Origin of the sequence: Rhizobium glycinendophyticum (assembly GCF_006443685.1) — a bacterium.
In the GTDB taxonomy this organism is placed as follows: domain Bacteria; phylum Pseudomonadota; class Alphaproteobacteria; order Rhizobiales; family Rhizobiaceae; genus Allorhizobium; species Allorhizobium glycinendophyticum.
This window is the reverse complement of sequence record NZ_VFYP01000001.1, coordinates 1802664-1816683: the sequence shown is the minus strand read 5'-3', so window position 1 is coordinate 1816683 and position 14020 is coordinate 1802664. Positions and strand designations below refer to the sequence as shown.

Here is a 14020-nt window from a genome sequence, read left to right as displayed (position 1 = left end):
CCTGCGCAAGGCGGGCCGTTTCGTTGATTGCCTAATTTTCTCAGTACCAGCCGACGGCGACCTGCGCCTCTTCGGACATGCGGTCCGGCGTCCACGGCGGATCGAAGCTCATTTCGACTTCGACGCCCGACACGCCTTCGACCGAACCCACGGCATTTTCGACCCAACCCGGCATTTCGCCGGCGACCGGGCAACCCGGTGCGGTCAGGGTCATGACGATCTTCACCGTGCGGTCGTCCTCAATGTCGATCTTGTAGATCAGCCCGAGTTCGAAGATGTCGGCCGGGATTTCCGGGTCATAGACGGTCTTCAGCGCCGCGATGATATCGTCGGAGAGGCGTGCCACCTCTTCCGGCGGAATCGCCGTGTTGATGATGCCTTCGCGGACGTCGGGCTTGGTTTCGGTATCGCTCATGATATTCATTCCTCAGGCGAAGAAGCTGCGGGCGTAGTCCAGCGCGTCCGCCAGCGCATCGACTTCTTCCCGTGTGTTATAGAGGCCGAACGACGCCCGGCAAGTGGAGGTCACGCCGAAACGGGCGAGCAGCGGCTGGGCGCAGTGGGTTCCGGCGCGAACGGCCACGCCGCGACGGTCGATCATGGTCGAAACGTCATGGGCATGGATGCCGGCAAGCTCAAAGGAGAAGATCGCCCCTTTGCCCGGCGCATTGCCAATAACACGCAGCGAATTGATCGCCGACAGGCGCTCATGCGCATAGGCACGCAGGCTCTCCTCATGGGCTGCGATGTTCTCGCGGCCAAGGCTTTCCATGTAGTCGAGCGCGTAACCGAGGCCGATCGCCTGGACGATCGGCGGCGTGCCCGCCTCGAAGCGATGCGGCGGCTCGTTATAGGTGACGCGATCCTCGGAGACCTCGATGATCATTTCGCCGCCGCCCATGAAGGGGTCCATGTCCCTAAGACGATCCATCTTGCCCCAGAGCACGCCGATGCCCGAGGGGCCATAAAGCTTGTGGCCGGTCACGGCATACCAGTCGCAGCCGAGATCCTGCACATCGACCGGCAGGTGGACCGCACCTTGGCTGCCGTCGACCATGACGGCGATGCCGCGCTCACTGGCAATGCGGCAGACTTCCTTAATGGGGACGACCGTGCCGAGCGCGTTCGACATGTGGGTGATGGCGATCAGCCTTGTGCGCTCGGTCAGGCAAGCCTTAAAAGCCTCCAGATCGAAGGCGCCGTCATCGGTCACCGGTGCCCAGACGAGCTTGGCGCCCTTGCGTTCCCGGAGGAAATGCCAGGGCACGATGTTGGAGTGATGCTCCATGATCGAGAGCACGATCTCGTCGCCCTCGCCGATATGCTTCATGCCCCAGCCATAGGCGACCGTGTTGATCGCCTCGGTCGAGGACTTGGTGAAGATCACCTCGTCAATCGAGGGGGCATTCAGGAAGCGGCGCACCTTTTCGCGCGCCCCTTCATAGGCATCCGTCGCGGCATTGGACAGGAAATGCAGGCCACGATGCACATTGGCATATTCGTTGGAATAGGCCTGGGAGATCGCGTCGATCACCTGGCGCGGCTTTTGGGCCGAGGCGGCATTGTCGAGATAGACCAGCTTCTTGCCATAGACCTCGCGCGCCAGGATCGGGAAATCCCGCCTGATGGCGTCCACGTCGTAACCTGTCCGTGCCGCGATCGTGTCAGCCATGATGCTCCAGCCAGTCGGTGATGATCTCTTCCAGCGCCTCGACAAGGGCCTCGTCTTCCAGTTCCTCGACGATCTCGGCCACGAAGCCGTTGACCAGAAGCGCCCGTGCCTTCTTTTCCGGGATGCCACGCGACATCAGGTAGTAGAGATGGCTCTTGTGGATGTCGGCGACCGTCGCACCATGGGCGCATTGCACGTCGTCGGCAAAGATCTCCAGCTCCGGCTTGACCGAGAATTCGGCATCGTCAGACATCAACAGCGTGTTGCAGGCCATGCGGGCATCGGTCTTCTGGGCATCCGGAGCAACCCGGATCATGCCCTGGAAGACACCCTTGGCACGATCGAAGACAACGTTGCGGATGATTTCCGTCGACGTCGTATTCGGCACATCATGTCCGAGCGTCATGGTGACGTCGGTATGGGTGTCACCGCCGAGTAGGTTGACGCCGCGCAGCGTGAAGTCGGAGCCTTCGCCCGCCGTCTTCACATGCACTTCCTGACGCACCAGCTTGCCACCGGCGTTGACCACGAAGAGGCGGAACTTGGCATCTGTGCCGAGCTCGGCGCGGATCTGGCCGAGGTGCGTGTCGGCATCGCCTTCGCCCTGCATAATCACCCAAGTGATCTCGGCGCCCTCGCCAAGCGTCAGGTCGGCGACGACCGAGGCGAGTGCGGCCGAACCGCTCTGGCCGATATGGCGCTCGATGACGGTGGCCTTGGAACCCTTGCCGAAGCTGGCCGGGAAGCGCAGATGCAACTGGCCGGCGGCATGCACCGACTGCAGCTCGATCGGGGCTTCGATGTCCGCGTCTGCCGCCACGTCCAGCGTGAAGCCGTCGCGTACGAAAGCGCCGTTCAGGCGGCCGATCGTGTCGTCGCCGTTGAAAGCGGTCAGGCCTTCAGCAGCGTCACCGTTCGTCAGCGCATCGCGGTAGAGCGAAACGGCAAGGCCTTCCGGCAGCGCAGCGGGGGCCTGGGCCACGCCCTGCAAGATATTGAGCACGGTTGCGCCCGACACCAGCGGATTGACCGCCTTGGCGACAGCCTGGGGCTCTTCGGCCGGCAATGCGCGCAACAGCGCCTTGAGATCGGTATAGTGAAATGTCTCGACGCGACGCGTCGGCAGACCCTGGCGTTTCAGCGCGTCGAACAGGCCGTCACGCTTCTGCAGCACGGCGCCATCGCCGGGCAAGCTACCGATCTGGTGTGTATAGGCGTCGATGAGCTGGGTCTCGGCTGCGGTGAGCCGGTTGGCCGCTTGCAATGTCATCGTTGCAACTCCTTCATTCTCGGCCCGAACTCAGGCAGCCTGCCCCGTGATATCGGCATAGCCGTTGGCTTCCAGATCGAGCGCCAGCGACTTGTCGCCGGACTTGATGATCTGGCCCTTGTAGAGAACGTGGACGGTGTCCGGCACGATGTAGTCGAGCAGGCGCTGGTAGTGGGTGATGACGACGGTGGCACGGTCCGGACGCTTCAGCGCGTTGACGCCGTCAGCGACGATTTTCAGCGCGTCGATATCGAGGCCGGAATCGGTTTCGTCGAGGATGCAGAGCTTCGGCTCGAGCAGCGCCATCTGCAGGATTTCGGCGCGCTTCTTTTCACCGCCGGAGAAGCCGACGTTCAGCGGACGCTTCAGCATATCGGGATTGATCTTCAGCTCGGCAGCGGCTTCCTTGACGCGGCGCATGAAGTCCGGCGTCGTCAGCTCGTCCTCGCCACGCGCCTTGCGCTGCGAGTTCATCGCGACCTTGAGGAACTGCATCGTGGCGACGCCCGGGATTTCGACCGGATACTGGAAGGCGAGGAAGATGCCCTTGGCGGCGCGCTCGGCCGGGTCGAGTTCCAGAATGCTCTCGCCATTGTAGAGGATGTCGCCTTCGGTCACTTCATAGTCTTCGCGGCCCGAGAGGATGTAGGACAGCGTCGACTTACCCGAACCGTTCGGGCCCATGATGGCAGCGACTTCGCCGGCCTTCACGGTGAGGTTCAGGCCGCGGATGATTTCGGTGCCGTCTTCGGCGATGCGGGCATGGAGATTGCGAATTTCAAGCATGGACAAATCCTTTCGGACGAATGGGGGTCACGCGCCAAGCGCAGAGAAATGAGTGAGCGGGCGATCGACCTCAGCCGACCGAACCCTCCAGCGAGATGTTGATCAGCTTCTGCGCCTCAACAGCAAACTCCATCGGCAGCTGCTGGATGACGTCGCGGACGAAGCCGTTGACGATGAGCGCGATAGCTTCTTCCTCCGGAATGCCGCGCTGCATGGCGTAGAACTTCTGGTCCTCGGAGATCTTCGAGGTCGTCGCCTCGTGCTCCACCTTGGCCGTCGAGTTCTTCACCTCGATGTAAGGCACGGTATGCGCGCCGCAGGTGTCACCGATCAGGAGCGAATCGCAATTGGTGAAGTTGCGGGCGTTTTCCGCCTTGCGGTGCATCGAGACCTGGCCGCGATAGGTGTTCTGCGACACGCCGGCCGAGATGCCCTTGGAGATGATGCGGCTCTTGGTGTTCTTGCCGAGATGGATCATCTTGGTGCCGCTATCGACCTGCTGATGGCCGTTGGAGACGGCGATCGAGTAGAACTCGCCCTGGCTGTCGTCTCCGCGCAGAATGCAGGACGGGTATTTCCAGGTGATGGCCGAGCCGGTTTCGACCTGGGTCCAGGAGATCTTGGAGCGCGCACCACGGCAATCACCACGCTTGGTGACGAAGTTGTAGATGCCGCCCTTGCCGTCCTTGTCGCCGGGATACCAGTTCTGGACGGTCGAATACTTGATCTCGGCATCATCGAGCGCCACGAGTTCGACGACAGCAGCATGCAGCTGGTTTTCGTCGCGCTGGGGTGCCGTGCAGCCTTCGAGATAGGAGACGTAGGCGCCTTCTTCGGCGACGATCAGCGTGCGCTCGAACTGGCCGGTGTTCTTCTCGTTGATGCGGAAATAGGTCGACAGCTCCATCGGGCAGCGGACGCCCTTCGGAATGTAGACGAAAGAACCGTCCGTGAAGACCGCGCAGTTCAGCGTCGCATAATAGTTGTCGGTGACCGGAACGACCGAGCCGAGATATTTCTTCACCAGATCGGGATATTCGCGGATCGCTTCCGAGATCGACATGAAGATCACGCCGGCCTTCATCAGTTCCGCCTTGAAGGTCGTGACGACCGAGACGGAATCGAAGACGGCATCGACGGCGATCTTGGACGACTGGACGCCGGCCAGCATCTCCTGCTCTTTCAGCGGAATGCCGAGCTTTTCATAGACCTTCAGCAGTTCCGGATCGACTTCGTCGAGCGACTTCGGGCCAGCAGCCGTCTTCGGTGCCGCATAGTAGTAGATGTCGTTGAAGTCGATCTTCGGATAGTCGACGCGGGCCCAGGTGGGCTCGACCATCGTCAGCCAGCGCCTGTAAGCGTCTAGGCGCCATTCGAGCATCCATTCCGGCTCTTGCTTCTTTGCCGAAATGAAGCGAACGATGTCTTCCGAAAGGCCCTTCGGGGCCTTGTCGACTTCGATCGTGGTTTCAAAACCGTACTTGTACTGGTCGACGTCGATCTGGCGGACCTGATCGATCGTTTCCTGCACAGCAGCCATGGTCGTTCTCCAATCTTGCCGGGCCAAATTCCGGCAGCTTGTTAACGTTGGGCGGTGTCCCGCCATATCTAAGGTCCCCGGACCATCTTTTCACCCCTCTTTGCAAGGGAAAAAAGATCATCGGGCTTGTTTTTTCGCCGCTTTATGCGGCCTGCCCCGCCGGTTTCCGGCGGGCGGCAATCTTTGTGAAGGCCGCGACGAAGCGATCGATGTCGCCATCTGTCGTTGCCGGGCCGATCGAGAGACGCAGCGCCCCCGTCGCCGCATCCTCGCCCATGGCAGTCAGCACATGGCTTGCACCCACCTTGCCCGACGAGCAGGCGGCACCGGCCGACAAAGCCACACCTTCGAGATCGAAGGCAATCTGCCCGGTTTCCGCCTTGAGCCCCGGCAGATGGAAGAAGCTCGTATTGCCGACGCGCGCTTCACTCCGTCCGTAGATCAAGGTGTCTGGTGCCGCCGACAGCATGGCCTGCTCCGCCCGGTCCCGAAGCGCGGAGATCTGCGCGTTTCGCTCGACCAAGCCTGCTGCCATTTCGCGGGCCGCAGCGCCGAAGCCGGCAATCGCGGCAAGATTTTCCGTGCCGGCGCGATGGCCCTTTTCCTGGCCACCACCGCGCACCAGAGGTTCCGGCATCAAAGTCTCACCGCGCGACACCAGTGCACCGACCCCCTTCGGACCACCCAGCTTGTGGGCCGAGAGAATGAGGAAATCGGCACCCAGCTCGGCGATCGACAAATCAACTCGCCCCGCCGCCTGGACGGCATCCACGACGAGCAACCCACCACACTTCTTTACGATGGCGGCGATCTCCCGGATTGGCTGGATGATGCCGGTCTCGTTGTTGACCAGCATCACCGCGACCAGCGGCAGGCCGTCTGCGGAATCATGCGCCGAAAGCTGCGCTGAAAGCGCATCGAGATCGAGCACACCCGAACGGGTGACTGGAAGTTCCGTCAATTTATCCGAAGCGAAGCGACCCCCGATCCTTACGGCCGGGTGCTCGATGGCCGACACATAAAGACGCCCGAGCGACACACGTGACTTGCCCATGCGATAGACTGGCGATAGCACCATGTTGGCGGCTTCGGTCGCGCTCGCGGTAAAGGTCACATGCGCCGGCTCGGCTCCGACAAGGGCTGCCACGTCACGACGCGCCTTTTCAACAACGGCCCGGGCCGCACGGCCCTCGGCATGGACGGAGGAAGGGTTGCCAGGCATGGTCAGCGCCTCGATTATGGCATCGCGCGCCGCAGCCATCAGGGGCGCGGTGGCGTTCCAGTCGAGATAGATGCGCTCAGCGGCCATCCTGGCTTTCGGCTCCCTCACATGCGGCGGCGCATTTTCCTTGAAATTTCCGCCGGGCTTGCCTTATGACACCTTCACCCCGGATGCAGCGTCATCCAGTTTCGAACGGTTCTAAACTTCGTTCTAGAAAAGCTGACTGACTTCGTCAAGTCAGCTTTCTAATTTGGTGTTGACGAACCGCAAAAATGTCAGGGACCGGAACCTAATGCCCGAAGTGATTTTCAACGGCCCGGCGGGTCGCCTCGAAGGCCGTTATCAGCCCTCCAAGGAAAAGAGCGCACCCATCGCGATCATCCTTCATCCGCATCCGCAGTTCGGCGGCACGATGAACAACCAGATCGTCTACCAGCTGTTCTACATGTTCCAGAAGCGCGGCTTCACCACGCTTCGTTTCAACTTCCGCGGCATCGGCCGCAGCCAGGGCGAATTCGACCATGGTGCAGGCGAACTGTCGGATGCCGCATCCGCGCTCGACTGGGTGCAGAGCCTGCATCCGGATTCGAAGAGCTGCTGGGTTGCAGGTTACTCCTTCGGCGCCTGGATCGGCATGCAGCTTCTGATGCGCCGTCCCGAGATCGAAGGCTTCATGTCAATTGCGCCGCAGCCGAACATCTACGACTTCTCCTTCCTCGCCCCCTGCCCCTCGTCCGGCCTGATCATCCATGGCGACGGCGACAAGGTGGCACCGGAAAAGGACGTCCAGGGCCTGGTCGACAAGCTGAAGACCCAGAAGGGCATTCTGATCACCCACAAGACGGTGCCGGGCGCCAACCACTTCTTCAACGGCCAGGTGGAAACACTGATGGGCGAATGCGAAGACTATCTGGACCGTCGCCTCGAAGGCGAACTGGTCCCCGAACCCGCCGCCAAGCGGATCCGGTAAAATGATCCGGATCGTGGCCGATACAAACGTTCTCGTCAGCGCTTGTATCGGCCAGGGTCCTGCCTCGAAGGTGATCGAGGCGTGTTTTGACGGGCGCTTCGTCCCCTTCATGTCCGGTCCGTTGCTGATGGGATACGTGACGTCTTATCCAGAACCGCGCCTTTCCTTCACGCCCGGCTGAATGCGCAAGAGCGCGTCGCACTTCTGAAAATCTTCCTTTCACGTTGTCATTGGCGCACCGCCCATTTCAAATGGCGTCCCAATCTGGCCGATGAAGGTGACAATCACCTGCTCGAATTGGCAATCTCGGCCAATGCGCATATACTCGTCACATCGAACATTCGCGATTTCGAGCGGGCAGAGCTGAAGTTTCCTCACATCAAGATCGAAACTCCAGAGACAGCCGCGAGGAGGCTTTCAGGATGAATGCACTGACCGTAGAGTTGAGTTCTGAGGTCCACGAAAAAGTGGACGTGATCGCGGCTGAAAAGGGTGTCAGCCCCGAACGCCTGTTATCCGACATGGCGGCCGAAATGGTCATGCAACACGATGCGCATCGTCTATTCCTGGAGATGGCCGAACGGGGCAAAGGTCGGGAAGCAGAGGCCCTCGCTCTCCTCCGGCGCGACTGACGCATAGCCTCTTTTTCAACGCGTGATTTTCAATGACCTCAACTTCTTCATTCGACGCCGTCGGTCTCGCAGGCGGTGGAAACCGGTGCTACTGGCAGAGCGGGTTTCTGAAAGCCTATAGCGAGCACCAGCCCCTCAGCCCGCGCTTCTACGTCTCCGTCTCCGCCGGAGCCTATCACGGCGCGATGTTTCTGGCTGGCGTCGGGGATCGGGTCCGCGCCTCTGCCTTCGCCTTTGCCGAAAAGGGCCAACGCGGGGTCGACTGGCGGGCGCTTAAGCGGCGGGAATCGCCGCTGGTCGTCGGATCGCTCTTTCGGCAGTTGCTCGCCAGCGAATTCGGCGATGAGGAACTGAAAGCGCTGAAAGCAGCGCCACCGATGCTGATCCAGCTCTCCGGCCTGCCCGACTGGATGCCCGGCGCGCTTGGCGCACTCGGCTCGATCGGCGCCTATCAGATGGAGAAGCTTCTGACGGATGGCACCCATTCCAAGGCGGGGCTGCGGATGAAGTTGCGCCCTACCTGGATCTCGACGCACAATCTCGACTATCCCGGCGAACTGGTCGATGCGCTGATGGCAACCTCGTCCGTGCCGCCCTTCATGCCGGTGGGCCGTGTGAGGGGGCGCGCCTATCTCGATGGCGGGCTCGTCGACAATCCTCCGCTGATGAAGCTCACGGAAGTCGAGACCAAGGGCTGGAAGACACTGCTCTTGACCACCCGATATGGCCGCAAGCCGCTCTCCGCCGAAAATCGCGTCGTGGTCGGCCCCAGCGAAGACATCCCGGTCAGCAAATTCGCCGTCGGCGATGCAGCCGGCATCCGGCATGCTTACGAAGTCGGATTGCGCGATGGCCTCGCCTTTGCCCGGCAGGGTTTGGCTGCCGCCAACTCCGTCAGCTGAATCTCAATCGTTCAGTTCAGCCCCCGCCTGCGCCAGCACTCCGCCGCTGACCGGCTCCCGGACACCCGTCGTGCCCGGAAATGTCAGCGGCAGGCCCCGTGCCGATCGAACAGCCAGATAGGCCCAGGCTTCTGCCTCCATGGCATCGCCATCAAAGCCCGCCTGCTCGGCGGTCACCACCCTTGCTCCCTCTTCGCCGGCGAGGCGCAGCAGATCCGCCATGATCGTCCGGTTCAGGCGCCCCCCGCCGCAGATCACATAGGTCTTCGGCGTTGACGGCAGGTGCCCGGCCGACTTGAGGATCGCGGCGGCAGACACGAAAGCGAGCGTGCGGGCGCCGTCCGACAGTTCGGCCTCATGGCCTTCCGGCGGACGGAAGTCGTTGCGGTCGAGCGAGCGGCGGGTCTCTTCGGTGAAGAAGGGATTGTCGAGGTAACGCTCGGCGAGCGCCATGATAACCGAGCCCTCCGACGCGATGCGGCCGCCGTCGTCATAGGGAATGCCGGCATGGGCCTCGACCCATTGGTCGATCAGTGTGTTGCCCGGACCGCTGTCGAAGCCGATGATCGTGCCGTCGCGCTCCAGGAAGGTGAGGTTCGAGATTCCGCCGATGTTGACGAAGCAGACCGGCCAGTCCGCTGCCGGAATCTGATGAGCGAGTGCTTGGTGATAGACCGGGACCAGCGGGGCGCCCTGCCCACCATGGACCATGTCGTTGGCGCGCAAATCATAGACGACATCGATGCCGGATTCGGTCGCCAGCAGCGGCCCGTCGCCGAGTTGGACGGTCAGCGCCTGATCCGGCCGGTGGAGCACCGTCTGACCATGAAAGCCAATCAGGTCGATCTGCTCAGGCTTGAGCTGCTGCTGACGCAGGAAAAGCGCGACCGCCTCAGCATGACGTAAGGTCAGGTCCCTCTCCAAACTTGAGAGATCACCCGGCCGCTCGTCGCGGTGCCGGATGGACTTGGCATCGTCCAGCGCCTGCTTCAGTCGGTCGCGAAACGCCGGCTCATAGGGCACGGAAAGAAAGCCACCCCGCTCAACGACCGTCTCGCCATCGGTGCGGACCAATGCCACATCGATGCCATCCATCGAGGTGCCGCTCATCAACCCGATCGCCGTCCTGATTTCCGCCATTTGCCACCCGATTCGACTGCCGTTTACGCCAGACATTCATGACCGAGACGGGTGCACAATTCAAAAAACAATGCTAAAGCCCGCGCGGATTTCCGAGAATACCACCGAAAGACCAGAGAAACCGAAAGCAACAGCGTCATGACGAAGTTCAAGTCCGATTTCCTCCGCACCATGCACGAGCGCGGCTTCATTCATCAGATCTCCGATGAAACCGGCCTCGACGACCTGCTCGCCAAGGAAAGCGTGACGGCCTATATCGGCTTTGATCCGACGGCGCCTTCGCTGCATGCCGGCGGTCTCATCCAAATCATGATGCTGCACTGGTTCCAGGCGACCGGCCACCAGCCGATCTCGCTGATGGGCGGCGGCACGGGCATGGTCGGCGATCCCTCCTTCAAGGAAGAAGCCCGCAAGCTGATGACCGTCGACACCATCGAGGAGAACATTGCCTCGATCAAGCGCTGCTTTTCGAACTATCTGAACTACGAGGCCGGCCCCAAGGGCGGCGCGCTGATGATCAACAATGCTGAATGGCTGCGTGGTCTGAACTATCTCGAATTCCTGCGCGATGTCGGCCGGCATTTCTCGGTCAACCGCATGCTGTCCTTCGACAGCGTGAAGACGCGGCTCGATCGCGAACAGTCGCTGTCCTTCCTCGAATTCAACTACATGATCCTCCAGGCCTACGACTTCGTCGAGCTCAACCAGCGTTACGGTTGCCGGCTGCAGATGGGCGGCTCCGACCAGTGGGGCAACATCATCAACGGCATCGATCTCGGCCACCGCATGGGCACACCGCAGCTCTACGCGCTGACTTCGCCGCTGTTGACGACCTCGTCCGGTGCCAAAATGGGCAAATCGGTCAATGGTGCCGTCTGGCTGAACGCCGACATGCTCTCGGCCTATGACTTCTGGCAGTACTGGCGCAACACCGAAGATGCTGACGTCGAGCGCTTCCTGAAGCTATACACGACACTGCCGTTGGACGAGATCCGCAAACTGGCATCGCTCGGCGGCTCGGAGATCAACGAGGCGAAGAAGATCCTCGCCACCGAGATCACCGCCATCCTGCATGGTCGTCAGGCGGCAGAAGATGCCGCCGAAACAGCACGCAAGACCTTCGAGGAAGGTGCCGTGTCGGAAAACCTGCCGACCGTCGAAGTCGCCGCCGGCGAACTCGAGGCCGGCGTCGGCCTGCTCGCCTTGATCGTCAAGGCAGGCCTTGCCGCCTCCAACGGCGAAGCCCGTCGTCATGTGCAGGGCGGTGCGGTGAAGATTAACGATGCCGGCGTCTCCGATGAACGCATGTCTGTCGGCAACGCACAGCTCTCCGGCGATGGGGTCATCAAGCTGTCGCTGGGCAAAAAGAAGCACATTCTCATCAAGCCCGTCTGAAGGCCGAAAATCCTTATCATCAACGCCTGAAAAGCCCGCATATGCGGGCTTTTCTGCATTTGCGAACAGGCATTAACCTATGGCGCGTTTTTGACCAGCCTTCCGCTCTTGCCACTTATAGCGCCAACCCCCTGCACAAATGCATGGCAGTCGCATATTATTTGCACTGCACAATCTTGTTTTACGGGCGTATAAGAAGGCCAATCGCTGATGCGGGAAACACCGCAGGATCAGCCAAGAGATAGAACCCGAGGAAACGACCATGAACCCGATCCGCATTGCCAAGAACTGGATGAGCTACCGCCGTACGATGGCTGAACTGGGCAACCTTTCCAGCCAGACCCTGAACGACATCGGCATCACCCGCTACGAAATCCGCAACATCGCTTCGCGCTCGTTCCGTTGATCGGATCTGCACGGAAGTCGGATCGAAACGGCACCGCATGGTGCCGTTTTTGATTCCGGGACTCGCCTGCGGCAATCGGCATCCTGGTCTCTGAACACCGAGGTGATGGACCTTTGCCGCCGGCCCGTGATAGGAAGCCGGCCATGACAAACAGCTCCTTCTCCCCCATTCACATCATCGGCGGCGGCCTTGCCGGTTCGGAAGCCGCCTGGCAGATCGCAGAGGCCGGTGTTCCGGTCATCCTGCATGAAATGCGCGGCGTGCGCGGCACCGATGCGCACAAGACCGATGGCTTGGCCGAACTGGTCTGCTCCAACTCTTTCCGCTCTGATGATGCGACCTCCAATGCCGTCGGCGTCATCCATGCCGAGATGCGCATGGCGAACTCGCTGATCATGGCCTGCGCCGACCGTCACCAGGTTCCAGCCGGCGGAGCGCTGGCTGTCGATCGCGACGGCTTCTCCGACGCTGTCACCGCCGAAATTCAGGCTCACCCTCTGATTACGGTCGTGCGAGAAGAAGTGACCGGCCTGCCACCTGAGGAATGGGACCTCGCCATCATCGCCTCCGGCCCTCTCACCTCCCCGTCGCTCGCAGAGTCCATCCGGGAAAAGACCGGCGAAGACGCGCTCGCCTTTTTCGACGCCATCGCGCCGATCGTGCATCGCGACAGCATCAATATGGACATCTGTTGGTACCAGTCGCGCTACGACAAGGTCGGCCCTGGCGGCACGGGCAAGGACTATATCAACTGCCCGCTCGATGAGGCCCAGTACAATGCCTTTGTTGACGCCCTGATCGAGGGCGACGCCGTCGGCTTCAAGGAATGGGAAGGCACGCCCTATTTCGACGGCTGCCTGCCGATCGAGGTCATGGCGGAGCGCGGCCGCGAGACGCTTCGCCACGGGCCGATGAAGCCGATGGGTCTCACCAATGCCCATAACCCCACCGTCAAGGCCTATGCCGTCGTGCAGCTGCGCCAGGACAATGCGCTTGGCACGCTCTACAACATGGTCGGCTTCCAGACGAAGCTGAAATACGGCGCCCAGGCCGAGATTTTTCGCATGATCCCGGGCTTGGAAAACGCCGAATTCGCCCGCCTCGGCGGTCTGCACCGCAACACCTACATCCATTCGCCGACCCTGCTCGATCCGACGCTGCAGCTGAAGGCCCGACCAGGTCTCCGGTTTGCCGGTCAGATCACCGGCTGCGAGGGTTACGTGGAAAGTGCTTCGATCGGGCTGCTGGCCGGCCGTTTTGCCGCTGCGCAGCGCAAGGGTGAAGAGATCAGCCTGCCACCGGCAACGACCGCCCTCGGCTCGCTGCTCAATCACATCACCGGCGGTCACATCGTCTCTGACGATGAGCCGGGCAAGCGCTCGTTCCAGCCGATGAACATCAATTTCGGGCTTTTCCCGGAGCTGGAGCCGGGCTCGATCGTCAAGCCCGAAGGCGTCAAGCGTTTTCGCGGCAAGGACAAGACGATCATGAAGCGGCAGCTTGTGGCCGCACGGGCGCTCGAAGACTGCAAGGCCTGGCTTGGCAGGAACTGATCGCGTTTGGTGCTGCCGGGTTTATGTGCTCGGCAGCGCTTCGGCTTCGCGATCGGCGGGGCCGACATAATTGCCGAGCAGCCAGAGCGCAACCTCGGCGGCCTCTGCGGCATTGGCAAAACGGAACTCACCGTTGTGAAACGGCGCGTCGAGGAACTCGACCGCAAAGCTTTTGCCATTGCCGAGATCACGCACACGAACGGTGCCAGGCTCGATCAGGTGGCAGGCATAGTGGCTGCGCATGTTGCGCATGAAGCCGGCCTTGTTGTCGTGCAGGCGCACAAAGACAGCCTTGCCGTCGACCGTTGCATGCAGGCTGCGGATGGCCTCCTGCGGGAAGGCCCGGCCGAACTCCATGATCGCCAGCCCCATGTCCTGCAGGCCTTCGGCCTCCTGCTGGCGGGCCATGCGGGATGAAAAATAAGCAAGGACGCCGACAAGCGCCAAGACGATACCCCAAGTCAGCATGATCGGCTCGCGGCTCCACAGTCGCAGTTCATATCCCTCTCCGCATAATGACCGAGCCTTGCGC

16 protein-coding genes are annotated in these 14020 nt (G+C 61.4%); 8 read left to right on the top strand and 8 right to left on the bottom strand.

Annotation, left to right across the window (positions count from 1 at the left end; all coding sequences use genetic code 11):
- Positions 1–40 precede the first annotated feature (40 nt).
- From FJQ55_RS08900 to FJQ55_RS08875, 6 genes are all read right to left on the bottom strand, one after another.
- Positions 41–415: an SUF system Fe-S cluster assembly protein gene (locus tag FJQ55_RS08900; RefSeq protein WP_140827266.1), complete on the bottom strand. Its 375-nt coding sequence runs from the start codon at positions 413–415 to the stop codon at positions 41–43.
- A gap of 12 nt (positions 416–427) precedes the next feature.
- Complete coding sequence (locus FJQ55_RS08895; RefSeq protein ID WP_140827264.1) at positions 428–1672, bottom strand: cysteine desulfurase; 1245 nt, start codon at positions 1670–1672, stop codon at positions 428–430.
- Positions 1665–2942 (bottom strand): Fe-S cluster assembly protein SufD, encoded by a 1278-nt coding sequence (gene sufD, locus FJQ55_RS08890; protein ID WP_140827263.1) that lies wholly within the window; start codon positions 2940–2942, stop codon positions 1665–1667. The genes FJQ55_RS08895 and sufD overlap by 8 nt, the downstream gene beginning before the upstream one ends.
- Positions 2943–2972: 30 nt before the next feature.
- On the bottom strand, positions 2973–3728 hold the full coding sequence (gene sufC / locus FJQ55_RS08885; RefSeq protein ID WP_138286194.1) for a Fe-S cluster assembly ATPase SufC: 756 nt from the start codon (positions 3726–3728) through the stop codon (positions 2973–2975).
- A 70-nt stretch (positions 3729–3798) separates the two neighbouring features.
- Positions 3799–5268: a Fe-S cluster assembly protein SufB gene (gene sufB, locus FJQ55_RS08880; RefSeq protein ID WP_140827262.1), complete on the bottom strand. Its 1470-nt coding sequence runs from the start codon at positions 5266–5268 to the stop codon at positions 3799–3801.
- Positions 5269–5410: 142 nt separating this feature from the next.
- Positions 5411–6577: a cysteine desulfurase family protein gene (locus FJQ55_RS08875; RefSeq protein ID WP_140827260.1), complete on the bottom strand. Its 1167-nt coding sequence runs from the start codon at positions 6575–6577 to the stop codon at positions 5411–5413.
- A 205-nt stretch (positions 6578–6782) separates the two neighbouring features.
- Here FJQ55_RS08875 and FJQ55_RS08870 point away from each other — a divergent pair, with 205 nt between their 5' ends.
- From FJQ55_RS08870 to FJQ55_RS08855, 5 genes are read left to right on the top strand one after another with little or no spacing between them, the layout of a single operon-like run.
- Positions 6783–7460: an alpha/beta hydrolase gene (locus tag FJQ55_RS08870; protein WP_062283253.1), complete on the top strand. Its 678-nt coding sequence runs from the start codon at positions 6783–6785 to the stop codon at positions 7458–7460.
- Position 7461: 1 nt separating this feature from the next.
- The gene (locus FJQ55_RS23525) at positions 7462–7641 is read left to right on the top strand and encodes a PIN domain-containing protein (protein WP_208758187.1); all 180 of its coding nucleotides are present in this window, start codon (positions 7462–7464) and stop codon (positions 7639–7641) included.
- Complete coding sequence (locus tag FJQ55_RS23975) at positions 7593–7886, top strand: PIN domain-containing protein (RefSeq protein ID WP_208758205.1); 294 nt, start codon at positions 7593–7595, stop codon at positions 7884–7886. The genes FJQ55_RS23525 and FJQ55_RS23975 overlap by 49 nt, the downstream gene beginning before the upstream one ends.
- Entirely contained in the window at positions 7883–8092 is a 210-nt protein-coding gene (locus FJQ55_RS08860) for a toxin-antitoxin system HicB family antitoxin (protein ID WP_113377385.1), read from the top strand. Before FJQ55_RS23975 ends, FJQ55_RS08860 begins: the two co-directional genes overlap by 4 nt.
- Positions 8093–8124: 32 nt before the next feature.
- Positions 8125–8994, top strand: coding sequence for a patatin-like phospholipase family protein (locus FJQ55_RS08855; RefSeq protein WP_140827259.1), 870 nt, complete (start codon positions 8125–8127; stop codon positions 8992–8994).
- A 3-nt stretch (positions 8995–8997) separates the two neighbouring features.
- On the opposite strand, the gene FJQ55_RS08850 is transcribed toward FJQ55_RS08855, so the two are convergent.
- Entirely contained in the window at positions 8998–10134 is a 1137-nt protein-coding gene (locus FJQ55_RS08850; protein ID WP_140827258.1) for an anhydro-N-acetylmuramic acid kinase, read from the bottom strand.
- A 138-nt stretch (positions 10135–10272) separates the two neighbouring features.
- On the opposite strand from FJQ55_RS08850, the gene tyrS reads away from it, so the two are divergent.
- From tyrS to trmFO, 3 genes are all read left to right on the top strand, one after another.
- The gene (gene tyrS / locus FJQ55_RS08845) at positions 10273–11529 is read left to right on the top strand and encodes a tyrosine--tRNA ligase (RefSeq protein ID WP_140827256.1); all 1257 of its coding nucleotides are present in this window, start codon (positions 10273–10275) and stop codon (positions 11527–11529) included.
- 262 nt (positions 11530–11791) lie between these two features.
- Entirely contained in the window at positions 11792–11935 is a 144-nt protein-coding gene (locus FJQ55_RS23970) for a DUF1127 domain-containing protein (RefSeq protein WP_082511209.1), read from the top strand.
- A gap of 143 nt (positions 11936–12078) precedes the next feature.
- On the top strand, positions 12079–13488 hold the full coding sequence (gene trmFO / locus FJQ55_RS08835) for a methylenetetrahydrofolate--tRNA-(uracil(54)-C(5))-methyltransferase (FADH(2)-oxidizing) TrmFO (RefSeq protein ID WP_140827255.1): 1410 nt from the start codon (positions 12079–12081) through the stop codon (positions 13486–13488).
- A 21-nt stretch (positions 13489–13509) separates the two neighbouring features.
- On the opposite strand, the gene FJQ55_RS08830 is transcribed toward trmFO, so the two are convergent.
- Positions 13510–13956 carry a hypothetical protein gene (locus FJQ55_RS08830; RefSeq protein ID WP_140827254.1) on the bottom strand — a complete coding sequence of 149 codons (447 nt, stop codon included), beginning with the start codon at positions 13954–13956 and terminating at the stop codon, positions 13510–13512.
- Positions 13957–14020 lie beyond the last annotated feature (64 nt).